This is a genomic window from Chryseobacterium cheonjiense (assembly GCF_012927265.1).
Classification (GTDB): domain Bacteria; phylum Bacteroidota; class Bacteroidia; order Flavobacteriales; family Weeksellaceae; genus Chryseobacterium; species Chryseobacterium cheonjiense.
Genome location: NZ_JABBGF010000001.1, coordinates 1,934,776 through 1,959,282 on the forward strand (window position 1 = coordinate 1,934,776; position 24,507 = coordinate 1,959,282).

Consider the following 24,507-nt stretch of genomic DNA (forward strand, 5'->3'; position numbering starts at 1 on the left):
GTAAGATATGCTCGTGAGTTTAACTACATTGTAACGAGGTAACTTTACATTCTTATGTCATGAATTAATATTTTGACATTTTACTCCCCTTCAATAACGATGGAAGTATAAAAACTGTAGAGTTTCCAGCCTAATGATTCATACAGATTCTTACCTTCTTCGGTGGCCACCAAAAAGTTTGCGGAAAACCCTTCAGACAATGCTATTTTTTCAAGCTCTTTCATTAAAAGACTAGCCAGCCCTTTTCTACGGTGGTCTTTTTCAGTAGAAATTCTGTCATAAACAGCGAGACCATCAACAAAGACAATTCGTCCCGATGAAGCTACCTTATTGTTTCTCATAATATATACTACAATAGTAGAGTCATATTGGTTATATGCAAATCGGTAATCGTCGGGTAAATTTCTATCGTTAAATTTCATTGGTGAAGTACAATACATCATATAGCCTTGCGGCTGCAACGCCCATCTTTGGGGTATTTCGTTTTTAAATTCATCAAAAGAAGTACATACTTTCAGGAAGACCCACGGCTCATTTATGGCTTCAGCCAATTCAATAAAATCAGCATTGCATTCCGGGAACACATATCTCTTTCTTTGCTTTTCGTACCCTACCTCAACCATAAATCCTGATTTGTACTGTACAGGCAAAGGCAGTTCTCTTGATAACGACCATGCTTTAAGCCACTTTTCAATAGTATCTGATGAAATTTGTTTTTCCATAAGTTTTATATAAACGTCAGCATATAGCCCATTCCGGAACCTAATACAACAATAAGTGCACTATTGATTTTCCTGTATCCAAAGCTAATAAAAAGACAGAAAACAGCAATAAGAATCATGCGCCAGTCAGTAATTGTATCGATTCCCATACTGATGCAGACGGAAACAATAATAGCAACCGAAGCTGCATTGACCGCATCGAGAAAGACTGAAAAAATTTTCGAGTTCCTCATCTTTTTTACGAGGGGATTCAGCAATGCAACAAACAGGAATGAAGGCAAAAAAATCCCGAGAGTTGAAATGGCAGCCCCACTCCATCCGTTTATCTGATATCCGATGAATGTAACCGACGAAAAAACCGGTCCCGGAGTAAACTGCCCTACTGCAATAGCATCAATAAGCTGTTTCCTGTTCAGCATTCCGTTTGCAACAAACTCTGCATCAAGAAAAGCAAAAAGTACATAACCGCTTCCGTAAAGAATAGATCCAACTTTCAGGAAAATCAGGAAAAGCTTAAGGTTTAAAGACGATATAAAATTATTTTCACTTCCCTGTAAATAAACGAGAGGAATAAGATTTTTCAAATCTCCGGATTTTCCGGGAGGTAAAAACGTGATAAGCACGTAAAGAATTCCTGCTCCGAAAAGTAGAAAAACTTCATTGTAACCTAATAATGATCCCGCTAAAACAAGCAGTCCCAGGATTATAAGACCTGCTGTCTTAAAAGATTTTTTTGCCAAAGGAAAGATGGCCGATAAAATCACAGCGATAATAGCCGGTTTAATTCCGTAAACAAATGGCTGAATTTCCGGCAGAGCACCGTATTTTTTATACAGCCACGCGAATATCCCGGTAATAAAAACTGCAGGAAGTATAAAACATACACCTGCAGTAATTAAGCCTTTCCAGCCTGCTTTTTCTCTTCCGATATGAATGGCCATTTCAGTACTGTTGGGTCCTGGAATTAAGTTGGTAGCTCCTATCAGATCCAGAAAATGCTGTTGGGACATCCACTTTCTTTTGGTAACAACCTCATTCTGCATCATGGATATATGTGCAGCAGGGCCTCCGAAACCAATTATTCCTAGCTTGAGAAAAAGCCTGGCTATTTCTTTTAGATCCTCTGTATTTTTCATGGCATTTCCTGAGTAACAAACTTTGTTTTTGGCAACAAAGACTGTGCACGGGAAATTTCCTGATATGGAATATTATTTCCTGAAATGTATATTACTTTCAGCTTTTTCATTTTTTCCAAACCTGGAGGAAAAGCCGTAATTTTATTATTCCTAATATCTAGACCTTCAAGATTTTCCAGATTATAAATTTCTGTCAAACATTCGTTTGTAAGCTCATTCCTATCAATGAAAAGTCCTGTCAGTCCCGTCATGCCAATCATTCCGGGAGGGATCTGGCTAATTTGATTTTTATAAATATCCAGCCTTTTAAGACCTGAAATCTTGTATAGTTCTTTTGGAAAAACTTTAAATGCATTATTGTCCAAATGCAGCGTTTTCAAATTTTGAAGTCCGGAAAATCCGTTTGGCAAAGCTTTCAAAAGATTTTCCGAAAACCATACATCATTAACCATATTCAAAAATCCTATTTCTTCGGGCAGCTCAGACATCAGGCTTCCACTTACGGATAAAGTCTCCAGACTTTTCAGATTCTTTATGGAAGGCGGAAGATTTCTACCGGGTTTTCCTTCAGCACTTTTTAAACTTCTGATATCTAATCCTCTTGATAATCCCAGCCTTTTAAGCATTTTTAGCTTTCCAATATCCTCAGAAAAATCAAAATAGCTGGACTGAGAATATTCTAAATCTTCTAATGATTTAAGGTTAAAAATCACAGGAGACATCTTTTCTGTAAGCATATTATGCAGTGCAAGCTTTTTCAATTGTTTCAAAGAAGCAAACTCTTTGGGGAAATCTTTAATTTTGTGCCCTCCGGTGAGCATAAAAGATTCAAGATTTTTTAGCCTGGAAATTTTTCCGGGTATGCTTGTGAGCTGATCCGATTCAATTACTGTCAGGGATTTAATATTCCATGTAAAAATATGTTCCGGAAATGCTGTGATCTCACTAAGCACTACCCGATCGCTTTCTTTGCTGAGGTCCTGTTTAGGAATTTCCGGTATTCTTTCTTGTGCCTGAGTAAAAACAAAAGATATCAGTAGTGCTGAAAATAAGATGTTCTTCATAACTCTAAAATTGTAAAAACTCCTCCAGCGAAACCGTTTTCTGCTCCCCGGCTTCAAGACCTTTATAGGTAACATTTCCGTTCTTAATCTCTTCTTCACCCAGGAAAACAAGATTTTTAATTCCCTTCTTTTCGGCGTAAGTAAACTGTTTTCCGATCTTGGCTGCTTCGGGATATAGTTCGGTAGAAACTCCCTTTTCTCTGAGTTGTTTTATTAATTTCAGGGCTTCTACGATTTCATCCCCTCCGAAATTTGCAAACAGGTATTCCACTTTTGAGACTGCCTCTTCAGGGAACAGTCCCAATTCTTCCATGACAAGATAAATCCTGTCTAACCCAAAAGAAATTCCGATTCCCGGAATATTTTTAACCCCGAAAACCTCCGTAAGATTGTCATATCTTCCGCCACCGCCGATGGATCCCATCTGAACTTCATCCGCTTTTACCTCGAAGATAGCTCCGGTGTAATAATCTAATCCTCTGGCAAGCGTAATGTCAAATACCAGGTTCTGAATATCTACTCCAAGATTTAATGACTGAGTAATTACAAACTCCAATTCTTCAACACCTTTTAATCCGGTTTCGTTTCCTGCAAACTTTTCTTTAAGTTGCAAAAGGTTCTCCAGAGCGTCGTCCGACTGTGTAAAAAGAAAATCCAGTTTATCAATAGACTCCTGGGCAATTCCTCTTTCAAGAAGTTCCTTTACAACACCTTCTTTTCCTATTTTGTCTAATTTGTCAAGAGCTACCGTAAAATCAATTAATTTGTCGGTAATTCCTGCAAATTCTGCTAATCCGGAAAGTATTTTTCTGTTATTAATATGAATGGTTACAGAAACACCCAGTTCAGCAAATGACTTTAAATACAATTGAACCAAATCTATTTCCTGCAAAAGACTTTCACTTCCCACCACGTCAGCATCACACTGGTAAAACTCCCTGAATCTCCCTTTTTGAGGACGGTCTGCCCTCCAAACCGGCTGAATTTGGTAACGCTTGAATGGAAACGTAAGCTGATTGTGGTTCATCGCTACAAATCTTGCAAAAGGTACGGTAAGGTCATAACGAAGAGCCTTATCTGAAATCTGCGAAGTTAATTTCTGATGATTTTTATCTTCCCAGTCCTGCTGATTTACTTTTGAAGTATAGTCCCCTGAATTTAAAATCTTAAAAATCAGACGATCTCCTTCTTCTCCATATTTTCCTGTTAATGTCGAAAGATTTTCAAAGCTCGGAGTTTCCAATGGTTGGAATCCGAATAATTCAAAGTTTCTCTGTAAAATATTGATGATATATCTTCTTCTGGCAACTTCCGATGCGGTAAAATCTCTCGTCCCTTTTGCTAAACCTGGTTTCATTCTATAATTGATAAATGATGATTAATGTATAAGTGTTGCAAAAATAAGGAATTGAACTGACTTTAAAACTAAAATCCAAAGCCGAAGAAATAATCTTCCCCAGCTTTGAATTTCTTCATCATTTGTGTTTTTATCTGATATCAGATGCTTTCTAAAATTTCCAGGATTTCTTCGCCGTAATTTTCAATCTTGTGTTTCCCAAACCCTTTGATATCCAGCAGTTCTTCTTTCCGTGCAGGTTTATATTTAGCCACGGACATAAGTTCTTTATTGGTTGCAATAAAATAGCTTGGCAGATTCTGCTCTTTTGCCTTATCCGATCTCCACTCCTTCAGGGCATAGAGAATTTTCTCTTCATCGGAATTCAGCTCTTCGCCTTCTGCGGCATATTTTGCATGCTTCGATTCTTTTACAGTAGTAACTGCCGTTTTCAAGCTCTCAAAATACAGAATCACGGACCAGTAATTTTCGTCATTTATAAAAGCTGTTTCTACTTTTACGACCTGATGTTTCCCAAGAAAATCATCAAGTGTCTGCTGATCATGGTGTAAAAACTCCTGATCCAGCCGCACTTTAAAAACTTTTACTTTCATCGCCTGTGTTCTTAATTTATTTACCTCCCAGAAGCAGAATCTCGTCAACCCTGATTTCTGTGATATAGCGTTTTACCCCGTCCTTATCATCATATGATCTGTAGGTTAGCTTTCCTTCAATGGCAATTTCTTTTCCCTTTGTAACATATTTCTGAAAGATTTCTGCTGTTTTACCGAAAGCAATGAGATTGTGCCATTGGGTTTCTTCCACTTTTTCGCCTTTTGCGTTGGTGTAGTAATCGCTAGTAGCAAGAGATACGACTGCTTTGCTGTTTCCATTTTCGAAGTTTACCATTTCAACTTCTTTTCCTGTGTAACCAATAAGTGTTACTTTGTTTCTTAGTGACATAATTTTCTTTTTTTAAATTAATAATTCAGATTAGGGACGTTCACTGTTTTTCCCAGATCTCTGTTGCAAAGATTGGGGAAAGCTGAAATTCAAGCCGGTACCAAACTGTTTAAATTCGTTTGTAGTCGTTTGAAAACGAATAAAGAAAATGATCATCAATTTTTATCCGTTTGAAAACGGATAATTCCGTATCTTTGAGTGATATGAAAAAAGCGATTAAAAGAACATTCAGAGTATCAAAATATGTCATTTACAGGGAGACACTGGTTGACTATAAAGAACATTTCTGGTCTTTCCTGGGTGCTTTTGTCGGAATCGGGATTATTGCTTTTATCCAGTCGCATTCCGTATCGGCAACAGAAAATATTTTTCTGATCGGATCTTTCGGAGCATCGAGTGTATTGATCTATGGTGCAATACAGAGTCCGCTTGCGCAGCCGAGAAATCTGGTAGGAGGTCATGTAATCTCAGCTTTGGTCGGCGTTACCATTTATAAGCTGGTTCCTGATATCATCTGGCTGTCGGCTCCTCTGGCAGTTGCTTTTTCGATTGTCCTGATGCAGTATACCAAAACGCTTCATCCTCCCGGCGGCGCTACAGCACTCATTGCAGTAAGTTCCACAGGAAAAATTCCTGAATTGGGGTTTTGGTACGTGCTATCACCGGTTCTTACCGGATGCCTTATTTTATTGCTTACAGCACTTTTTTTCAATAATATAACGTCCAACAGAAGTTATCCTGCTCACAGCAGGTTCAAAAAGCTATTAAAGAAAAAACACGCTCACCCACACAAATTGAAAAAATAAAAATTATGGATTGTCTTGAATGCGGCGAAAAAATCATCGGGAGATCAGACAAAAAATTTTGTAACGATGCCTGCCGAAACGCTTACAACAACAAACAGAATAAGGATTCTAACAACCTGATGCGTAATGTTAATAATAAACTCCGCAAAAATTACCGCATCCTTTCCGAAGTAAATACGGACGGAAAAGCAAAAGTACCCCGCTCAAAACTTGATGGTTTGGGTTTTGATTTTGAATATTTTACCAATCTGAAAGTGTATAAAAATGGTTCTGAATATAAATTTATCTATGACTATGGCTATAAACTTCTGGATGACGATTTCATTTTAATTGTTAAAAATCAGTCATAAAAACATAATGTAATGAAAGATATTATACTGATCACCGGAGCTGGCGGGCTTATTGCCCGTGAGCTTGCCAAAAGACTTGAAAAAGACTATACCGTTCGTTTTTTAACAAGAAAAAAAAGGCGGAGTGATGAATTTGAATGGAATATCAGAGAAAAAACAATTGATGAAAGCGCTTTTGATGGTGTTTCCCACATCATTCATCTGGCCGGAGCCAATATTTCTGAAAAACGCTGGACCGATGAACGAAAGAAAGAACTCATTTCCAGCCGGGTTGATTCTGCTGACCTGATTTTAAAAACACTGCAAAAGAAAAATATTAAGCTTAAATCTTTTATATCCGCTTCAGGAATAAATTATTACGGAACCAAAACTGCCGATCAAATTTTCACTGAAAGTGACGGGCCCGGAAATGACTTTTTAAGCGAAGTGGTAGTATTGTGGGAGCGGGCTGCGGATCAGTTTAAAGAACAAAATCTTGCGGAAAGAGTGGTTAAAATCCGTACCGCAGTGGTTCTTTCTGAAAAAGATGGAGCTTTAAAGAAAATGCTGCCACCGATTAAGATGGGAATTGGTTCTGCTTTAGGCAACGGAAAACAATATATGCCCTGGATTCATATTGATGATATTTGTTCGATCTATGAGTTTGCCTTAACAAATCCGGATATGGATGGAGCGTACAATGCAGTTTCACCACAACACACCAGCAATGAGAATTTAACTAAAAAGATTGCAGAAGTTATAAAAAAGCCACTTTTTATGCCTAATGTTCCGGGATTTGTTTTGAAACTTATTTTTGGAGAGCTTGCCGATGCATTACTGGAAGGTTCCAGAGCTTCTTCAGAGAAAATTCAAAAGGCGGGTTTTCGTTTTGAATTCCCCGATCTAAAAAATGCCCTGGAAAATTTATTAAAATAATTACCAAGATTATACAATCTATGCACAATACAAACGTTCAGATAGAAAAGACCGAAATATTATCAGACAACTGGTACACGTTAAAAAAAGTAACGTTCAGCATTCAGAAAAAAGACGGCAGCTTTCAGCAGCAGAGCCGTGAAGCATACGACAGGGGAAATGGAGCTGTCATTTTGCTATATGATAAAAGCACGGAAAAGGTCATTCTCACCCGACAGTTCCGACTGCCTACATATATCAATGGGAATCCGTCCGGAATGATGATTGAAGCTTGTGCCGGACTTCTGGATAATGACAATCCTGAAGAGTGCATCAAGAGGGAAACTGAGGAAGAAACAGGATATAAAATATCCCATGTTGAAAAGATTTTCGAAGCTTTTATGTCGCCGGGCTCCGTAACGGAGATCCTTTATTTTTTTATTGGTGAATATTCCAAAGAGATGAAAATCAATGACGGCGGCGGACTCGATGATGAAGGGGAAGATATTGAAGTGCTTGAGCTTTTTTTCGAGGAAGCTTTGAAAATGATTGACACAGGAGAGATCAAAGATGCTAAAACCATCATGCTTCTGCAATATTTAAGACTTAAAAACATCCTGTAAAATCTTTTAAAATTAATATGAATATCATGAAATTATTATATACAGCAGGCCTTTCATTACTTTTATCAGCATCCGTTTTTGCGCAGAAAACGGAAAAAGCCGGCCCGAAGGATAAGGCTGTAATCGAACATTTTAAGAATGACTACAAAAAGAAAAACTATAAAAAGTTTAACGGAAATATTGTCGTAAAAGATAGCCAGATCATGTTTGATGATAAAGTTATTTTTTACGATAAATCCGATAAAATCACCAAAGCCGTTCTTCAGGAAGGACTAATTTATCCACAGCTTTTAACCGATTTTCAGGTTGATAAGTTTGAAAATGAAGACAGCGACAGAACCCAGAAAAGATTTGCCAAGCTGCAGAAAAACTGGAAGATTGCTTTTGACGTAAATAATATAAGGCTTTATAATGCTTCCGAGCTCGTTTTTTTAAGTGATAATGAAAAGATAAAACGCCTTAAAATATTTTGTAAAGATCCTAAGTTCCCTAATACGATGGCGTATTATATTGAGCTAACCAATAAAAATGCGGTGAAAGATACCCCGCTTCAGGATTTTATTAAGGATGCTAAAGTAACGCATATTTTCCAGAGGACGGAGTGAAACCCATGACAAGATCTGTATTATAATAGTTATGAACGCACAAGAATTTGTAAAAAATTTCTATTTAGAAAAACAAAATATTTTAAACTTAGCCTTTGATCAAAAATCAAAGTATAAAACTGTTAAATCTGCTAAGATTGAAGCATTAAATTTAAGTTTAGAACAAACAGAAAAATTAAAAGAAATAACTTCTGACCTTCTGACTGATAGTTTTTATACTATTTTATTGGGACTGGATGGAAGTGGGTCTATTGGAGAATCACAGGAAAGTTTTAAAATATATGATGAGGAGAATAATTTAATTTCCGAAGATGGAGATTTGGAAAGTTTGGCCTATGAATATTTTCACCAAAAATAATATGAGCCTTTTATCTTTTCTCTTTAACCTCTATATTTGAAGTATCTGAAAATGTTTTATATTAATAATCAAAAGCTTACACTTTCTCATTTAAAAACCTTAATTTTGCATCCCGAAAAAAGGATCCAACCATAATGAAAAAATTAGGCGAATACAGAAAGCTTCTTGAAGTTGATAAAAATGTGACACTGAAAGAACTGAAAACCATTTACAGGAATACGATGAAAGATACGCATCCTGATAAATTCATCAATGATGAAGCCGGTAAGCTGGAAGCGGAAGAGAAAAGTAAATCGGTAATTGAAGCCTATCATTTTCTGGTGAGCATCAATCCCGAAACTCAGGAGAAATACAAAGAAGAATATACGGAAACGACGACGACTTCCAATATTCAGGATTTTTATCTTGAAAAATCAATTCTTACAATTCAGCATCTGAACGGTAATATTTACGAATATCTTGGAGTTCCGAGAAATACGTATATCAAAATGGTGAATGCAGATTCGCCAAGCCGTTTTGCGAGAAGACATATCTACGGCAGCTTTGTGTTTCGCAAGGCAGGCGAAGTAATGGCAGATTAAATCTTACGATTTACCAATATATAAAGCCTTCGGATTATTTCGGAGGCTTTTTTTAGGAATAAATATTAACCTTAACGCAAAGAATTGCAAAGTTTTTTTTAAATTATAGAAAATATTTTTGTTCGCAAAGGCTGAACTATGTTCGTAAACTTTCAGTTTATACTCAGCCATTGAGCATTGATATTTATTATTTTTTACCTTATTATCAATTTCTGAGACTGCTTCTTCGCTTCGCTCATCGCAATGACAAAAAAGCGCACCATTTCTGATGCGCTCTTTCGGTTAATTAAGGTTGTTATTATATTAATCTAAATGTTTTGGCGTATAGCCGTCTTCACTCAGTTCTCTGTGATCATATTCTGCTTTCATTTCAGCATCATAATCTACTTTTTCGTTTTTACCCATTCTTCTAAGAATAGAATCAAACAGTGAATACACTACCGGTACGATAATCAAAGTCAGGAATAGCGATGATGTCAAACCACCAATAACTACCCAGGCCAGACCTTTGTTCATTTCAGCTCCTGCTCCTGTTGCCAATGCGATTGGTAACATACCGATAATCATCGCAATTGTCGTCATCAGGATTGGACGAAGACGGGCATGGTTGGCCTGTACTAAGGCGTCATGTGTATTGGCACCTGCTGCTTTTCTTGCGTTGGTAAAGTCGACGATCAAAATTGCGTTCTTGGCAACAAGACCGATCAACATGATCATCCCCAACATGGTGAAAATGTTCAGTGAATTGGCTGTTAAGGCAAGAATCACCATTACCCCGATCATCGCCAAAGGAATAGAGAACAATACTACAAACGGATACACAAAACTGTCATATAAGGAAACCATTACAAGGTACACCAATACGATGGCTGCCAATAAAGCAATTCCCAAGGTACCGAAACCTTCCTGCTGATTTTCCATATCCCCGCTCCAGATATAATCTACTCCGGCCGGTTTGTTTTTGCGATCCATAAATTGTTTTGCCCATTCATTGGCGACATCTCCTACCGGTCTACCTACTGCTTTTGCTCTTACTTTTACGGAAGGAGATTTGTCTCTACGCTCAAGTAAGCTTGGTCCTGATCCCATTTTAACTTCTGCAAACTGGCTCAGACGAATCTGCTGTCCCTGAGGATTGGTAAACATTAAGTTTTTAACATCATCAATAGACTGTCTGTTGGCATCGCCAAAACGGATATTGATATCATATTCGTACTCTCCTGCTCTGTATTTTCCGTCTGTATTTCCGTTAAATGCCGTCTGCATCGTCTGTCCTACGTTGGAAAGGTTTAAGCCTAAAGAAGCCATTTTATCTCTGTCGATGTTCACCTGAACTTCAGGATTTCCGGTATCGGTAGATAATTCTGCATCTACAGCTCCCGGCACTTTTTTCAGAAGCGCTAATATTCTTGTCGCTTCTTTTACCGCTGTTGCATTATCCGGAGCGGTAACCACCATTTCGATCGGTGCATTTTCGGCTCCCAGGATCCCGATTGGGGCAGTTTTAAATTCAACTCCTGTGAACTTTTCTTCTAACGCTCTTTTTATTTTAGCCGCTTTGATGTTCGTACTTTCAGAACGTTCGGATTTATCCGTTAGGTTTACCTGAACCTCCGACTGATAGGATGTAGCCTGGGCTCCACCAAAACCGGTCGACTGCTGTCCTACTGTTGTAATAAGATCTACTACATCTTTGTCGTTTCTTAAAAACTTTTCAACGTCCAGTGTCAACTGGTTTGTTTTTTCAACGGTTGCATCTTTTGATAATTCCATCTGAACAAGGAACTGGCCTCTGTCGATCGGCGGGAAGAATTCACCCCCGATAAATCCGAATGCCACCAGCATGAAAGAAGCAATCAAAACTACGAATGTAATAACAACTGTTGAAATTCTTCTTAATGTTGTTTTCAGACACCATTCCAGAATTCCTGTGATCCAGTGTGTAAATCTGTCGATTAATCCTTCAAACCAAAGGATGAATTTTTCGAACCAGTTTTTTCCTGTTAAATGTTCCAGCTTACCAAATCTTGAGGATAACCAAGGGATAATGGTAAATGAAGCCAGTAATGATAATAAAGTTGCAATAACTACCGTGACGCAGAACTGTGCCAGGATGTTGGCAACCAAACCAGAACTCATTGCAATCGGAAGGAATACCACTACGATTACCAATGTAATTGCCGCAACGGTAAATCCGATTTCGGAAGCTCCGTCGTATGCTGCACGGATCTTGCTTTTACCCATTTCCATGTGACGGTAAATGTTTTCCAACACTACGATCGCATCATCTACAAGGATACCTACCACGAGCGAGAGTCCTAATAAACTCATTAAGTTCAGCGTATAGCCCATCAGATTCATTCCGATAAACGTTGCGATCAACGAAGCCGGAATAGAAACCATTACAATGAATGCGTTTCTGATACTGTGAAGGAATAACAACATTACAATGGCCACCAAAATAATCGCCAGGAATAAGTCGAAAATAACGTGGTTGGCAGATTCCAGGGTAAATTCTGTACTGTCATTAACTACTTTTACTTTTATACCCTGAGCTTTGTAAGTTTCCTGAACGGTTTCGATAGTCTTCTGAACGCTTTCCGATACTGTAACCGCATTTGCATCAGATTGTTTTTTTACCTGCATCAAAATAGTTGGAAACTGATTGAATCTCGCTACTTTCTCAACATCTTTCTGGGAGTCGAAAACCGTTGCAATATCAGATAAACGAACCTGCGCTCCGTTTTTATTGGAAACTACAAGATTGTTCATTTCATCAGTTGATCTGTATTTTCCGGATAACCTGATCGTAGATTTTGTAGTTCTCGTTTTAATGCTACCGGTAGGGAAATCAAGGTTTGAAGAAAGAATAGCCTGCTGTACATCTCCTATGGAAAGTCCGTACCCCTGCAGTTTTTTTTCATCAAGATTAACCTGGATCTCTCTTTCCTGTCCACCCACAAGATCAACCTGAGCTACACCGTTTACACGGGAGAAAATAGGTTCTATTTTTTTATCTAAAAGATCATAAAGATCTTTGCTGTTTAACTTGTCTGATGAAACACTCATCGTAATGATCGGTAGATCATCCAGTGAGAATTTATTCAGAGACGGAGCATCTACATCATCAGGAAGATCTGCAAGGATAGCGTTCACCTTTCTCTGAGCATCATTTAAAGCATAGTCCACATCGGCTCCGTCATTCAGCTGTACCATGATTACGGATAAGCTTTCGTAGGAGGAAGATTCTACTTTTTTCACGTTTTCCAAAGAACCAACAGCATCTTCGATCTTTCGGGTAACGGACGTTTCTACCTCTGCAGGTGAAGCTCCCGGATATACCGTAGAAATCGTTACCATATTAGTCTCGAACTTCGGAATCAATTCGTATCCCATGAGTGTATAACTCAGGATACCTCCCAGCGTAAGAATCGTAAATAATACGATCACCAACGATGGTCTTTTAATCGATATTTCTGCTAACTTCATAGATCTTCTACTTTATGATATTTACTTTAGATCCGTTATCCAGGTTGATCTGTCCGCTGGTTACCACCTGCTCACCGCCATTCAATCCGCTAAGAACCTGAACTTTATCCCCGTATACTTTTCCGACTGTTACTTTGATCAATTTTACGGCACCATTCTGAACAACAAATAACTGTCCTGAACTAACACCGTTTACAAAGGCTTCTGCAGGAACCGTCAGCATATTTTGGGTTTCAGCACCATGGTTTGTTTTAAATGTAGCTGTTGCGTACATCCCTGCTTTCAGATTTCCTTTGTTCTGAACTTCAATTTCAACTGGGAAATTTAAAGAAGCATCACTTTTTGGAGCGATAAATGTAATTCTGCCCGCAAAAGATTCTCCCGGCAATACATTAACACTGATTGGCACTTCCTGGCCTAACTGGATCTTACCGATCTGGCTCTCATCCACTAAAACCGAAAGTTTCAATGAATTGATGTTTACAATTTCAAACAAGGCTGTACCCGGCGCTACTACCATTCCCGGCTCTACCATCTTTTTGTTGATGGTACCGCTGATTCCTGCACGTACGCTGGTATCGTTTATTTTTACTCCTTGCGCTCTTACTGCTGCCTGAGCATTTTTAAGCTGTAATCTTGAGTTATCAAGCTGCTGTTTGGTAACCCCTCCGGTTTTGAAAGCATTTTCGTAACGCTGATTATCAATTATAGCATTCTGCAAGTTGTTCTGAGCCTGGGTAACATCTACTTCGATAGCATCCCTTTTAATAGTCGCCAAAACCTGTCCGGCACTTACTCTGGATCCTTCTTTTACCAAAACATTTACAATTCTTCCGGAGATTTCAGAAGACTGGTTAGATTCCTGTTTTGGGATAAATGTTCCGTTGGCGGTATAATCTGTATCGATATTTTCTCTGGAAACGGTTACCACATTCACGTTGATCTTGTCAACCTGCTTGGCAACCTCTTTTACTTCCTGTGTCTGTTTTTCTTTATTTCCTGCAATCTTGTACGCCGCTAAACCGACCAGTACAGCTGCCACGATAATATATATTAGAGTTTTTTTCATTGTAGTTTATTATGGGTTTTGTAATGTGTTTAATTGTCCTTTTGCTTTGATCAATTTAATTTCAGCCTGTTTGTAATCTAATAAAGCATTTGCATAATTCTGTTTAGCCTGTGTAAGTGCATTTTCAGCATCCAGAACTTCGGTAAGTGTTGCAAGACCGTACTGATAGTTGGATTGTGTATTTTTCTGAACCCTTTCTGCAAGACCTACATTATCTTTGGTACTTTCAATATTAATGATGGCATTTTCCATATTGCTGATCGCATTTTTATAATCGAGGTCAAGACTTTCTTTGGTATTGTTGATATCCTGATCCAGATCCTGAATGTCAATTTCAGCCTGCTGAATTTGTGCTCTTGTAGATCCTCCGGAGAAAATCGGAATTTTAATAGCCAGACCTATCGATGCATAATCACTCCAGTTGGTTCCCTGAGCGCTTCCCGTAAAATACGGAAATTTGTTGCCCAGCCCCTGCCATCCGTAGTTTGCCTGTAGCCCAACGGTAGGGTAAAGTAAAGCTTCCGTAGCTTTTTTGTTGTATTGCAACAGCTCTTTCTGCTTGTTCAAAACTTTAAGCTCTGAACGTTCTTCTAAGTTAGCTGCAGTATTTAAAAGGGCTGTATTGGGTTCAATTGTTTTTTGTTCCAGTTCAATAGGTGTACTGATGGGAATTCCCATATAGAATTTCAGTGCATTTTTTGAAACTTCCACGGCATTGATAAGCTGCTGCTTATTTGAACCTATATTGGTAAGCTGAACGTTGGTACGGTCAAGATCAATAGATTTTGCCAGCCCGTTATCTACAAGACTTTTGATTACATTTCTCACTCTTTCCGTATTGGCATAACTTGCTTCTACAGTTTTAAGGTTTTCTTCCTGAACAAATACCTGATAATAGGCTGTTGCTACGTTTTCGATAATCTGTTCATTGGTGAGCTCCGAATTGAGCAGATAAAATTCTCTGGTAGACTTGGCAGCTTTTAATCCGGTAAATACTCTTTGGTCAAAAATATTCTGATACAATGACACTGAATTTACGGACTGCCATTTTGTTCCGAAAGTTACCGGAACCAGCTGGCCCGGCATCCCGATGATTTCGCCGGGAAGCACAGAGGTCTGAAGGATCGGGTTAAAAGTATTGCTGATATTGGCACTGATCTGCGGAAGGGCTCCGGCTCTGGCCTCATCAATCTTATACTCAGCTTTTTTTACCTGCAGGGCAGCTTTTTTGGCTTCCGCTTTATTCTGAAGGGCCTGTTTGATGGCCTCCTGAAGGGAAACCTGCTGCTGTGCAGACAGTGATGAAAAGCCGAAAATCATAAATGCAGCCGCTATTCCTATTTTTAGCTTTTGTGCAGTTATTCGTTTTCTTTTCATAATTTTATACTTCGTTTATTTTTTTTAATGTAATTGCTGTTGCTATAGTTTTATTCCTAAAAGACGAATCATTTTTTAAAATACTTTAACATTATTTAATTTTTAAATAACATATTTAAGATGATGTCTTTTCTTTCTGAAATTATTTTATCGAATTCCACTTCGTCAATCATCAGATTTTCCATAAGCAATGGTCTTACGGCACTCGGGAAAACCAGCAGAGAAATCATATTGAGAACAAACTGAATCGGTGCCATCTTTTCTATATTTCCCAGCTCCATTTCTGCTTCTACTTCTTTGTAGAGTTTTTTCAGCTCATCTTCTTCGATGTCTTTTTTCTGGCAGTTTCCCTTGTTGATCTGGGAAACAATATAGGTTTCCAGATACGGATACTGAAGGCTGGTAGACAGACTTCCCTCAATAAACTGTCCTATCTTTTCCTTAAACGGCAGATCAGAATTCATAATGATTTCAGACTTTTCGTGTTCTACTTTCTGAGCTTCATCAAAAATGATCTGGATCAAATTATCTCTTGATCGGAAATAATAGTTGATCAGCGTTCTGTTGACCCCGGCCTCATCAGCAATCTCCTGCGTGGTTGCATCAAACTTCCCCTTCACAAAGAATAGATTCTTCGCGGTTTCCTTGATTAATTCCTGTGTTTGGTCTTTTTTTGTTTGATTTGACATTTTTGTTAAACAAATTTGTGCAAATATAAATCAATCAAATGTTTTGACAAAATTGTTAAACAAAATAATTAAGAGAAAAAATTATGATATGCATCATGTTTTAACATAAAGCTTTTGTATTACTCATATTTAATCTTTAAAAAGTGGCTGTTTTGTTATATTTGCCGGAAAATTAATAACCGATGCGAAGAATTTTATTTCTGTTGAGTTTGTTGTGTTGGGGATCTATGATTTCTCAGAGCAAATTCCCTCAAAATAACGATTACTATTTTTACGAGAATAAAGGTCAGATTATTGACCAGGATGGAAATGCAAATCCAGACGTAAAGTATTTATTTCTTTCTAATGGTCTGAATGTTCAGCTGAAGAAAAATGGGTTTTCATATGATGTTTATGAAGTAAAGAAAACTGTAAACCCTAATTCTTCAAAGTTCAAAAAAGATAAATCGCTAGAAGGCAAAACTTATTATGAAGATGAGTTTTTGTATGAAAATTTATACCACAGAATTGATATTGAACTATTAAATTCAAATAAAAATGCATCAATTATTGCAGAAGGAAAATCTCCAGATTACAATAATTATTTCAACATTCCCAATCAACCAAAAGGCGTAACAAATGTTCATCGCTTTCAAAAAGTTTTATATAAAAATGTATATCCGAATATTGATTTAGTTTTTTTTAAACCAAATGATACATTAAAACCTGTTGAGTATAATTTCATCATAAATCCGGGAGGGAAAATTTCCGATATTAAAATGAAATTTAATGGTGCACCGACAAGTATTAAAGATCATAAACTTTCGATGAAAGTCCGTTTTGGGGAAATGTATGAAAACATTCCTAACAGCTGGATTTTAGGGAATAAAAAAGAAAATATTGACGTTTCCTTTAAGGATTTTGGAGATCAGACTTTCGGTTTTAACAGTCCTTTTGATATTTCAGATAAAACTATCGTCATTGATCCAGTTCCTACGAGAATCTGGGGAAGCTATGCAGGTGGCTTTGGTGAAGATTACGGAAGAATTAAAACAGATTCTCAAAATACAGGATATCTTTACGGAACAACAGCAAGCCCAACTAATATTTCAACTTCAGGAGCTTATCAACAAAATATTCTTGCAGCGTTTGATGCTTTTTTAATGAAAATTACAAAAACTGGACAAAGATTATGGAGTACTTATTATGGAACTATAAAAGATGATTCGTTTAACGATGTTGCATTCGATGAAAATTATAATATTTATGCGGCAGGTACAGTTTACAGGCTAGCAAGCAATCAAGATGTTGTAATAACTAAATTTAACGCTAATGGCGCGCTGATTTATCAAAAAAATTTTATTGGAAACTCTGTTGATGAAATGTATACTATTTCATACAATAATAATCAGGTTTTTCTTGGGGGGCAGACAATGAGTCCTGATTTTCCAACTTTAAACGCTCCACAGCCAACAAAACTTAGCCCAAATGGATATACTGACGGTTACATTATTACCCTGGATGCGTCAACCGGTAATACACTCCGATCTACATTCTTCGGTGCAACCGACCACTCTACTTCTATTTATAATATATTTTCTTCTACAGGAAGCGACCTTGAAGTTATTGGGGCAACCCGTTCTCCTAATATTCCTATGATCAACGCTTTTCAAAATACATTCGGGGGTGTAACTGACGGATTATATCTAAAGTTTTCGAAAAGCACAGGTACCTTGCTACGATCCAGCTATTTTGGAAATTCAATTCAGGAATACGTTTGGGAAGCAAGAATTGTAAATAATACTCTAATATTAGCAGGTGAGTTTCCTAATTTTAGCGGTCCGGTTTACGGTCCGGCCGGAATATGGAGAGTAGATCTGAATACAAATACTATTGTAAAAATTAATCTGCCTATTTTATATTCAATCCAATTAACAGCCCACATTGATACTACGGGAAATGTATTTTTCTCGGGATTATCTGATCATATTCATCAGGCAGGAATTGCTACACCTAATGCGTATATGGAGGACACAGGCCCTTCCCTAAAAACTTTTATGATAAAATATGATTCCAATAATGTAAAGCAATGGGGAACTTTTTATGGAGGAAACGGAGGAACGCAGCTAGGAACTGTTACAAAAGATAGCGAGGGTTATATTTATTTTACAGGAATGTCAAGTAATAACACTACAGGAATTGCTACCCCCGGAACATTTCAGCAACAGGGAGGACATCCTTCAAATGATATATTTATTGCAAAGTTTCAGGATTGCACATCCTCTGGTACAGTAACCTCCAATTCCCCGGTATGCATTAATTCCACCCTTCAATTGAACGCATCGGGAGGAACAACCTATAACTGGACCGGACCAAACGGATTTACATCAACACTACAAAATCCTACAATACCAAGTGCAACAGCGATTAATTCAGGAACGTATACGTGTCAGGTTACAGGTTCGGGAGCCTGCGATGGAAGTTTCATTGTAAATGTAGTTGTAGGTGATACTACTGCACCAGTTCCTGATACAGCAACACTTCCAACCATTACAGGAGACTGCCATACGGTAATTTCGGCAATTCCTACGGCAACAGACAATTGCGCCGGAATCATTACAGCCACTACAACAGATCCACTTTCCTACTCCCTTCCCGGAACATATGTAATTCACTGGAATTATGATGATGGAAACGGAAATATTTCATCACAAAATCAAAATGTAATCGTAACTGCGCCAGCTTTGCCAACTACTGCAAATCCCCAGCAAACTTTCTGTGGAACCAATCATCCTACCCTTTCAAATATTCAGATCACAGGACAGAATATCAAATGGTATGATGCGGCAGGAAATATCTTAACCACAACCACAGCACTTGTAAACGGGCAAACATATTACGCTTCACAAACTGTTAATGGCTGCGAAAGTAATAAGACAGCTGTTCAGGTAACCATTAACGAAACTCCGAAACCAACAGGAAACCCGGCTCAGGATTTCTGTGCTTCTTCAAATCCAAAATTATCTAATTTAATTGTTTCCGGTACTTCGTTAATATTTTACGATGCCGCAGGTAATGTTTTACCCCTTACTACTCCATTGATCCATGGGGTAACGTATTTTGTAACACAGACTTTAAACAATTGCGAATCGGAGAAATTTGGAATTTCAGTCACACTGTCAACCAACAATGTCCCGGCAAATGACTTTTCCGCAACGACATGTAATAGTTCAACGGCTAATTCAATGGTTGTAAATCTTACTTCATATCAGTCCAATATTGTAGCTAATCCTGCAATATATACTTTTACCTATACCGATGACCTTGGGAACCCTATTATCAATCCATACAATTATAACCTGAATGTCGGTTCAACAGTTATTCATGTAAAAGTTACTACAGCAGACGGATGTTTTACCGTAGTAAGACTAAGCCTTACCTTAAACCCAAAACCTGTACTGGAGCTTCCTGAAAAAATTGAGTTCTGTAAAGGCAAAACCGTAACACTAGATGCAGGAAATGGATTTGCCACTTATTTATGGAATACCGGAGACACTACCCAAACCATTATGGTTTCTACTGCCGGGAATTATTCGGTTACGGTAAGCAATAACTTCGGGTGCCAGAGTACCGACCAGATTCAGGTGAATTATATTATATTGCCGGAAATTACGGCTGTAACGGTTAATAATGGATCCGCAACAGTTACGCTTTCTGCTGCCGGTAATTTCGAATATTCTCTGGATAATTTTACATGGCAGACTTCAAATATTTTTACCAACTTAAATATCGGCGAGTATACTGTTTATGTAAGAACCAAAGAAGGCTGTTTTATCGGACAGAAACCTTTTTCGATTTTCAATATCCCGAATGCTTTTACTCCGAATGGAGATGGATACAATGATAAATGGAAAATCGCCGGACTTGAAAATTATCCGGGTACTGAAGTAAATGTGTATGACAGAAGAGGAATACCGGTTTTCAAAGAAGTGATCTCCAAAAAGCCGATGGAATGGGACGGCAAGCTTAACGGGAGCCCGATTCCTACAGGAAATTACTGGTACACGATTAAAGTTTCCGACGGCAGGATTTATACCGGCTGGCTGATGGTTAAAAACAGGGAATAAAAAAAGAGCAGAAATTCTGCTCTTTTTTGTTTTATAATAATTTGATTTTATCGTCAAGGATATCAATAACTTTATCTTTATAAAGTCCGCCAATGGCTTTTTTGAAATTCTTTTTGCTCATCTGCACTTCATCTTTGATTTCTTCGGGAGAAGATTTGTCGGAAAGATATAGCAGACCGTAGTTTTCTTCCAGTTTATCCAGAATTTTTTTTCTAAATTCATCAATATTTTCAAAACCTTCAGGCTGAAGCGAAACATCTATTTTTCCGTCTTCACGAATGGCCTTGATATAACCGGTTTCTTCGGATAAAGGGTACAGTTTTTTGAAAACATCAGAACTGTAAATGAGACCAATATATTTTTTGTTAATAACCACATTCCAGCCCAGCTCACTTTCATTCATCATGATAAGATCTACTTTATCCCCTTTTTTAAAAGGTAAATCCTGATATTGCGGATTTCTCTTAAACTTCGTAGTCCCAGTTATCAATTCAAGGTCTTCATCAACATAAATGTGAACAAGATATCTCTTGCCTTCCACGATTTTAGTTTTCTGCTGTTTGTACGGAATAAAAAGATCTTTGATAATTCCCCAATCCATAAAAGCACCACTCGGAAGACTCTGCACACAGCTCATTACCGCAAACTCCCCTACTTCGGCCAACGGAATTTCTGTGGTTGCTTTCAGTTTACTGTCATCCTGATACACAAAAACCTCCACTTCATCATCTATTTCTTTATCTTCCTGAATGAAAATTTTCGGCAGGAAAGCTTTTTCACCCGATTCGTCTGTTAAGATCCATCCTGAATTATTTTTATCTGAAATTTTTAAAGTCTGAGTTTTTCCGAGTTGCATTGATGATAAAATTAGTCGGTAAAGGTACGGAAATATAAGCCGAACTTGCAAAAATGAAAAAAATTAGAAACTTTACTGTATTGTAATTAAAAGTAACTTTTAATGAAAGAATTTATTGTCCTTATTATACTTTGATTTATAATCTAATGGTGATAAGCCGGTTACACGGCTGAATACATCTCTAAATGCTTTTGCGTCATTATATCCCACTTCATACATAATTTCACTTACGTTTTTCCGGGTAGTTTCAAACATCTTTTTGGAAGCCTCAATTCTCACTCTTTGTAAGTAATCAAGAGGTGTAAGGCCCGTTGCTTTAATAAATCTTCTGTCAAAATTTCTTCTTCCAATATGTAAATATGCCGATACATTTGCCATCGAAATTTTATCCCGGTAGTTTTCTTCAATAAACACTTGTGCCTTCAAAATAATTTCATCATTATGCTTTTTGTGTCCGTTAAATATTGAAAATGGTGCCTGTAGATTTCTGTCTAAATCAATTTGAAAGTATTTTGCGCAATGGATAGCGGTTGGCCTGTCATAAAATTTTTCGACCAGATACATCAATAAATTTAAAAAAGAATACGCCCCACCATTAGTATAAATCCCATTTTCATCAGTAATCAGTTGGTCGGTCTGCAGATTTACGTCAGGATATAGTTCTCTGAATTTTTCGGAAAAAGCCCAATGGGTGGAACATGTTTTACCGGCAAGAATACCGGAAGAGGCAAGCATAAAGCTTCCTGCACACATACTTGCAATTTCTGCACCTTCTATGTATTGTTTAGCAACCCAATCAATTAACAATTTATTGTTTTTTGAAGCTGTTTCGTAACTGCGGATTAAGGATGCGGGAATTATAATAAGATCGGTTTACGGATATCATTAATAGCAATTTGATGTCTTAAGGAAAACAGATGATTATTCAGATATTCATTTCTTGAAGCCCCAACCAATTCAATTTTAAAAGTTGTTTTCCCGCTGTTTTTATCCAAATAATTATTCGCCTCACTAAATATCTGATATGAACCTATAATACAGGCTATAGTACTCATATTGGTTTGCTCGTCGGGAACCAGTATACTTACATGCATCATTTTATTTGTAAATCTAAGCAAATATTTTGTCCAAATCAACCCCGAAGAATGTCTAAACAACACAGTTAAAACATTTGTTTTGGTCCTTAGATTTGTAAAATAAAATTTTAAGAAATGATAAAAATGACAGCCATTTACAAAATACCAAAGGATCTTATTTCTTTTGATAAACACTACTTTGATGTTCATGTTCCTTTAGCGAAACAATTGCCGGGACTGATTAAATATGAAATAAATGACGGACAAATTGTATCTACTACAGGTCATAATGAGGTATACAGGATTGCCAATTTATATTTTAAATCAATGCAAGAAATGATGGATGCGTTTCAATCGGAAATAGGAAAGCAATGTGCTGCTGACAGAAAAATTTTAGCTTCTGATGAAGAAGTGCAAATTTATTTATACAAAACGAAAGAAATATAATTAACACAATGTATTAACTACAAAATAAAAAAAATGATCACAACAGAATTATTTGTAAAAATGACAATTGACAGATGGAACGGCTCCATTGCGAATGTAAACAAACACTTAAATGCATTAACAGATGAGCAATTGCAAAAAGAAATTGCTCCCGGTAAAAACAGAGGCACTTATTTGCTGGGACACCTGATCGCAGTACATGATGATATGTTGAAATTATTAGATATGCGCGAAAAATTATACCCGGAATTATCCGAGCCTTTTATTCAATATGCAGATAAAGTTGTCGAGCCTACCCCTACAGCCTCTGATTTGAGGAAAATGTGGGAAAAACAAAACGGATGGCTTCAAGAAAAATTTGCAAAAATGAAACCCGAAGAATGGTTTGAAAAGCATACTGCTGTTTCAGAAGAAGATTTTATGAAAGAACCCTATCGCAATAAACTCAACATCATTATTACCAGAACTTCTCATTTACAATATCACTCAGGACAAATTGTGTTACTCAACTAAAAAATCAGCTAATGGCACATCAAAATTTTCAATACAGTTTCACAACTTCAAAAAATGCAAATGAAGTATTTGCATTTTTACTAAATCCTAAAAATTGGTGGATGGGTTTATTTGAAGAAACAATAGAAGGGAAAAGTGGAAAAATTAACGATGAATTTTCCTTCAGGGCAGGTGATGGAGTACATTATTCCAATCAAAAATTAATACAGCTTATTGCAGGTAAAAAAATAGTTTGGCTGGTTACGGAAAGTAATTTATCATTCTTAAAAAATGCCAATGAGTGGGCAGGAACAAAAATTTGTTTTGATATTGACATTTTGCAAGGTAAAACAAAAATAACATTTACACACCATGGTTTGCTTCCGGCAATTGAATGTTATGACAGTTGTTCTAATGCATGGACAGAATATATGCAAAACCTTCGGACATATCTAAAATGATAATCAATTATAATATTACTTTTCCTCTTTTAAAATAACAACATGTCGGCATCAATGAAATAGAGCCGGAAAACCAATTTAAAAACCCTTCGCATTGTAAATTATTGGATAAAGAATTATTACATTTTAGAAATATAATCCATCAGTTCCTTTCTGCTGCTTTCAAAATCCAATGCTTCTCCAACAATAAAATATCTTTGCTTATCCACGCATTTCGGAAATAATGATTTGGCTAAAGCCAGTTTATTTTTATCAAAACTAAGATCTTTTACCAAAATACTGATTTGCTCCGAGGTAAACATCGCATGTCTGCCCTGCTGATTGATAAATGCCAGTTTTTTATCATCAAACCATGCTCTAGTCTTCATTGTATCCATAAACTGCTGAAAAGTCTGATTATCCATTACATTAGGATAGTTTATATTTCCGCTGTTACCGTAAGGATTATTCCAGATGTCATTCCAACTGTTGAAGCCATAAGATTGCACGGGATAAGAATCAAGCAAAAACAAGCCTTCGTTGGTGAAAAAATCCAGAACCAGCCTGCTGTTATTTCTTACATTCAGAGTCGTTCGATACAGTAAATACCCGCTTTCATAGATTGAAATGGGAATTCTTCCTGCCGGAAGATCAAAAAACCTGAATTTCCCTGAGTTGTTGGAGATAAACTGATCGTCAATTTCCACACTGAAAAATCCCTGCTCCGGAATCCTGACAAAAACCTCGGAGTAACCATATTCCTGGTTCCATCGGTATTGCGGATTCTTGGTTCTGAAACCATTATTTCCCTGATTTCTGAAACTTGAATTATTTTTATTTTTTACATCGGATTTTTTATTATTCATAGATCCGATTTCGGTTTTGGAAGCTTCATTCTTCAGAAGTTCGCCCGCTTGTCCTGCTTCCTGTGCAAATGAACTGGCTGCAAAGAAAAGCAAAACACTTATACATATACTTTTCATAACACTTGTATTAAAGGCATTATTAACAAAAAAAGAGAGGCTAAT

At 37.2% G+C, this 24,507-nt stretch carries 25 protein-coding genes; 11 read left to right on the forward strand and 14 right to left on the reverse strand.

Features of this window, described 5'->3' with window-relative positions:
* Positions 1-80 precede the first annotated feature (80 nt).
* From HHL20_RS08760 to HHL20_RS08785, 6 genes are all read right to left on the reverse strand, one after another.
* Positions 81-722, reverse strand: a complete 642-nt coding sequence (locus tag HHL20_RS08760) for a GNAT family N-acetyltransferase (RefSeq protein ID WP_169230759.1) — start codon at positions 720-722, stop codon at positions 81-83.
* 5 nt (positions 723-727) lie between these two features.
* Positions 728-1,858: a chromate efflux transporter gene (gene chrA / locus HHL20_RS08765; RefSeq protein WP_169230760.1), complete on the reverse strand. Its 1,131-nt coding sequence runs from the start codon at positions 1,856-1,858 to the stop codon at positions 728-730.
* Entirely contained in the window at positions 1,855-2,922 is a 1,068-nt protein-coding gene (locus HHL20_RS08770; RefSeq protein WP_169230761.1) for a leucine-rich repeat domain-containing protein, read from the reverse strand. Before HHL20_RS08770 ends, chrA begins: the two co-directional genes overlap by 4 nt.
* Positions 2,923-2,926: 4 nt before the next feature.
* Positions 2,927-4,279, reverse strand: coding sequence for a histidine--tRNA ligase (gene hisS, locus HHL20_RS08775; protein WP_169230762.1), 1,353 nt, complete (start codon positions 4,277-4,279; stop codon positions 2,927-2,929).
* 140 nt (positions 4,280-4,419) lie between these two features.
* Entirely contained in the window at positions 4,420-4,872 is a 453-nt protein-coding gene (locus HHL20_RS08780) for an HRDC domain-containing protein (RefSeq protein WP_169230763.1), read from the reverse strand.
* A gap of 16 nt (positions 4,873-4,888) precedes the next feature.
* The gene (locus HHL20_RS08785) at positions 4,889-5,221 is read right to left on the reverse strand and encodes a single-stranded DNA-binding protein (RefSeq protein WP_169230764.1); all 333 of its coding nucleotides are present in this window, start codon (positions 5,219-5,221) and stop codon (positions 4,889-4,891) included.
* A 203-nt stretch (positions 5,222-5,424) separates the two neighbouring features.
* Between HHL20_RS08785 and HHL20_RS08790 the strand changes: the two genes are divergently transcribed.
* From HHL20_RS08790 to HHL20_RS08820, 7 genes are all read left to right on the forward strand, one after another.
* Positions 5,425-6,027 carry an HPP family protein gene (locus tag HHL20_RS08790; RefSeq protein WP_169231157.1) on the forward strand — a complete coding sequence of 201 codons (603 nt, stop codon included), beginning with the start codon at positions 5,425-5,427 and terminating at the stop codon, positions 6,025-6,027.
* Positions 6,028-6,032: 5 nt separating this feature from the next.
* On the forward strand, positions 6,033-6,377 hold the full coding sequence (locus HHL20_RS08795) for a hypothetical protein (RefSeq protein ID WP_185194804.1): 345 nt from the start codon (positions 6,033-6,035) through the stop codon (positions 6,375-6,377).
* 12 nt (positions 6,378-6,389) lie between these two features.
* A complete protein-coding gene (locus tag HHL20_RS08800) occupies positions 6,390-7,292 on the forward strand; it encodes a TIGR01777 family oxidoreductase (RefSeq protein ID WP_169230765.1) in 903 nt (300 codons plus the stop codon).
* A 20-nt stretch (positions 7,293-7,312) separates the two neighbouring features.
* Complete coding sequence (nudK, locus tag HHL20_RS08805; RefSeq protein ID WP_169230766.1) at positions 7,313-7,894, forward strand: GDP-mannose pyrophosphatase NudK; 582 nt, start codon at positions 7,313-7,315, stop codon at positions 7,892-7,894.
* Positions 7,895-7,920: 26 nt separating this feature from the next.
* Positions 7,921-8,499 carry a hypothetical protein gene (locus HHL20_RS08810; protein ID WP_169230767.1) on the forward strand — a complete coding sequence of 193 codons (579 nt, stop codon included), beginning with the start codon at positions 7,921-7,923 and terminating at the stop codon, positions 8,497-8,499.
* Between the two features lie 31 nt (positions 8,500-8,530).
* The gene (locus HHL20_RS08815; protein ID WP_169230768.1) at positions 8,531-8,857 is read left to right on the forward strand and encodes a hypothetical protein; all 327 of its coding nucleotides are present in this window, start codon (positions 8,531-8,533) and stop codon (positions 8,855-8,857) included.
* A 134-nt stretch (positions 8,858-8,991) separates the two neighbouring features.
* On the forward strand, positions 8,992-9,438 hold the full coding sequence (locus HHL20_RS08820; RefSeq protein WP_169230769.1) for a KTSC domain-containing protein: 447 nt from the start codon (positions 8,992-8,994) through the stop codon (positions 9,436-9,438).
* 303 nt (positions 9,439-9,741) lie between these two features.
* Here the strand turns inward: HHL20_RS08820 and HHL20_RS08825 are convergent, their stop codons facing one another.
* The 4 genes from HHL20_RS08825 to HHL20_RS08840 form a co-directional block, all read right to left on the reverse strand.
* The gene (locus HHL20_RS08825) at positions 9,742-12,927 is read right to left on the reverse strand and encodes an efflux RND transporter permease subunit (protein WP_169230770.1); all 3,186 of its coding nucleotides are present in this window, start codon (positions 12,925-12,927) and stop codon (positions 9,742-9,744) included.
* 7 nt (positions 12,928-12,934) lie between these two features.
* Complete coding sequence (locus HHL20_RS08830) at positions 12,935-13,996, reverse strand: efflux RND transporter periplasmic adaptor subunit (RefSeq protein WP_169230771.1); 1,062 nt, start codon at positions 13,994-13,996, stop codon at positions 12,935-12,937.
* Positions 13,997-14,005: 9 nt separating this feature from the next.
* On the reverse strand, positions 14,006-15,373 hold the full coding sequence (locus HHL20_RS08835) for a TolC family protein (protein WP_169230772.1): 1,368 nt from the start codon (positions 15,371-15,373) through the stop codon (positions 14,006-14,008).
* Between the two features lie 95 nt (positions 15,374-15,468).
* Positions 15,469-16,062 (reverse strand): TetR/AcrR family transcriptional regulator, encoded by a 594-nt coding sequence (locus tag HHL20_RS08840; RefSeq protein WP_169230773.1) that lies wholly within the window; start codon positions 16,060-16,062, stop codon positions 15,469-15,471.
* Between the two features lie 182 nt (positions 16,063-16,244).
* Here HHL20_RS08840 and HHL20_RS08845 point away from each other — a divergent pair, with 182 nt between their 5' ends.
* The gene (locus HHL20_RS08845; protein ID WP_169230774.1) at positions 16,245-20,168 is read left to right on the forward strand and encodes a DUF7948 domain-containing protein; all 3,924 of its coding nucleotides are present in this window, start codon (positions 16,245-16,247) and stop codon (positions 20,166-20,168) included.
* 31 nt (positions 20,169-20,199) lie between these two features.
* On the opposite strand, the gene HHL20_RS08850 is transcribed toward HHL20_RS08845, so the two are convergent.
* From HHL20_RS08850 to HHL20_RS19535, 3 genes are all read right to left on the reverse strand, one after another.
* Positions 20,200-21,024, reverse strand: a complete 825-nt coding sequence (locus tag HHL20_RS08850; protein WP_169230775.1) for a CvfB family protein — start codon at positions 21,022-21,024, stop codon at positions 20,200-20,202.
* A gap of 99 nt (positions 21,025-21,123) precedes the next feature.
* Positions 21,124-21,888 (reverse strand): GlxA family transcriptional regulator, encoded by a 765-nt coding sequence (locus HHL20_RS08855; protein WP_317165990.1) that lies wholly within the window; start codon positions 21,886-21,888, stop codon positions 21,124-21,126.
* Complete coding sequence (locus HHL20_RS19535) at positions 21,882-22,121, reverse strand: hypothetical protein (RefSeq protein WP_228463140.1); 240 nt, start codon at positions 22,119-22,121, stop codon at positions 21,882-21,884. The genes HHL20_RS08855 and HHL20_RS19535 overlap by 7 nt, the downstream gene beginning before the upstream one ends.
* A gap of 114 nt (positions 22,122-22,235) precedes the next feature.
* Between HHL20_RS19535 and HHL20_RS08860 the strand changes: the two genes are divergently transcribed.
* Genes HHL20_RS08860 through HHL20_RS08870 form a run of 3 tightly spaced genes read left to right on the forward strand, consistent with a single transcriptional unit; the run spans position 22,236 to position 23,500 of the window.
* A complete protein-coding gene (locus HHL20_RS08860; RefSeq protein ID WP_169230776.1) occupies positions 22,236-22,547 on the forward strand; it encodes an EthD family reductase in 312 nt (103 codons plus the stop codon).
* 33 nt (positions 22,548-22,580) lie between these two features.
* The gene (locus HHL20_RS08865) at positions 22,581-23,060 is read left to right on the forward strand and encodes a DinB family protein (protein WP_169230777.1); all 480 of its coding nucleotides are present in this window, start codon (positions 22,581-22,583) and stop codon (positions 23,058-23,060) included.
* Between the two features lie 11 nt (positions 23,061-23,071).
* The gene (locus HHL20_RS08870; RefSeq protein WP_169230778.1) at positions 23,072-23,500 is read left to right on the forward strand and encodes an SRPBCC family protein; all 429 of its coding nucleotides are present in this window, start codon (positions 23,072-23,074) and stop codon (positions 23,498-23,500) included.
* 119 nt (positions 23,501-23,619) lie between these two features.
* On the opposite strand, the gene HHL20_RS08875 is transcribed toward HHL20_RS08870, so the two are convergent.
* Positions 23,620-24,462, reverse strand: a complete 843-nt coding sequence (locus HHL20_RS08875) for a DUF4476 domain-containing protein (protein WP_169230779.1) — start codon at positions 24,460-24,462, stop codon at positions 23,620-23,622.
* Positions 24,463-24,507: the final 45 nt, after the last annotated feature.

Bases quoted from the DNA above. Each gene is read 5' to 3' on its own strand.
- HHL20_RS08760 (WP_169230759.1), bottom strand. From the start codon at position 722: ATGGAAAAACAAATTTCATCAGATACTATTGAAAAGTGGCTTAAAGCA.
- chrA (WP_169230760.1), bottom strand. From the start codon at position 1,858: ATGAAAAATACAGAGGATCTAAAAGAAATAGCCAGGCTTTTTCTCAAG.
- HHL20_RS08770 (WP_169230761.1), bottom strand. From the start codon at position 2,922: ATGAAGAACATCTTATTTTCAGCACTACTGATATCTTTTGTTTTTACT.
- hisS (WP_169230762.1), bottom strand. From the start codon at position 4,279: ATGAAACCAGGTTTAGCAAAAGGGACGAGAGATTTTACCGCATCGGAA.
- HHL20_RS08780 (WP_169230763.1), bottom strand. From the start codon at position 4,872: ATGAAAGTAAAAGTTTTTAAAGTGCGGCTGGATCAGGAGTTTTTACAC.
- HHL20_RS08785 (WP_169230764.1), bottom strand. From the start codon at position 5,221: ATGTCACTAAGAAACAAAGTAACACTTATTGGTTACACAGGAAAAGAA.
- HHL20_RS08790 (WP_169231157.1), top strand. From the start codon at position 5,425: ATGAAAAAAGCGATTAAAAGAACATTCAGAGTATCAAAATATGTCATT.
- HHL20_RS08795 (WP_185194804.1), top strand. From the start codon at position 6,033: ATGGATTGTCTTGAATGCGGCGAAAAAATCATCGGGAGATCAGACAAA.
- HHL20_RS08800 (WP_169230765.1), top strand. From the start codon at position 6,390: ATGAAAGATATTATACTGATCACCGGAGCTGGCGGGCTTATTGCCCGT.
- nudK (WP_169230766.1), top strand. From the start codon at position 7,313: ATGCACAATACAAACGTTCAGATAGAAAAGACCGAAATATTATCAGAC.
- HHL20_RS08810 (WP_169230767.1), top strand. From the start codon at position 7,921: ATGAAATTATTATATACAGCAGGCCTTTCATTACTTTTATCAGCATCC.
- HHL20_RS08815 (WP_169230768.1), top strand. From the start codon at position 8,531: ATGAACGCACAAGAATTTGTAAAAAATTTCTATTTAGAAAAACAAAAT.
- HHL20_RS08820 (WP_169230769.1), top strand. From the start codon at position 8,992: ATGAAAAAATTAGGCGAATACAGAAAGCTTCTTGAAGTTGATAAAAAT.
- HHL20_RS08825 (WP_169230770.1), bottom strand. From the start codon at position 12,927: ATGAAGTTAGCAGAAATATCGATTAAAAGACCATCGTTGGTGATCGTA.
- HHL20_RS08830 (WP_169230771.1), bottom strand. From the start codon at position 13,996: ATGAAAAAAACTCTAATATATATTATCGTGGCAGCTGTACTGGTCGGT.
- HHL20_RS08835 (WP_169230772.1), bottom strand. From the start codon at position 15,373: ATGAAAAGAAAACGAATAACTGCACAAAAGCTAAAAATAGGAATAGCG.
- HHL20_RS08840 (WP_169230773.1), bottom strand. From the start codon at position 16,062: ATGTCAAATCAAACAAAAAAAGACCAAACACAGGAATTAATCAAGGAA.
- HHL20_RS08845 (WP_169230774.1), top strand. From the start codon at position 16,245: ATGCGAAGAATTTTATTTCTGTTGAGTTTGTTGTGTTGGGGATCTATG.
- HHL20_RS08850 (WP_169230775.1), bottom strand. From the start codon at position 21,024: ATGCAACTCGGAAAAACTCAGACTTTAAAAATTTCAGATAAAAATAAT.
- HHL20_RS19535 (WP_228463140.1), bottom strand. From the start codon at position 22,121: ATGATGCATGTAAGTATACTGGTTCCCGACGAGCAAACCAATATGAGT.
- HHL20_RS08860 (WP_169230776.1), top strand. From the start codon at position 22,236: ATGATAAAAATGACAGCCATTTACAAAATACCAAAGGATCTTATTTCT.
- HHL20_RS08865 (WP_169230777.1), top strand. From the start codon at position 22,581: ATGATCACAACAGAATTATTTGTAAAAATGACAATTGACAGATGGAAC.
- HHL20_RS08870 (WP_169230778.1), top strand. From the start codon at position 23,072: ATGGCACATCAAAATTTTCAATACAGTTTCACAACTTCAAAAAATGCA.
- HHL20_RS08875 (WP_169230779.1), bottom strand. From the start codon at position 24,462: ATGAAAAGTATATGTATAAGTGTTTTGCTTTTCTTTGCAGCCAGTTCA.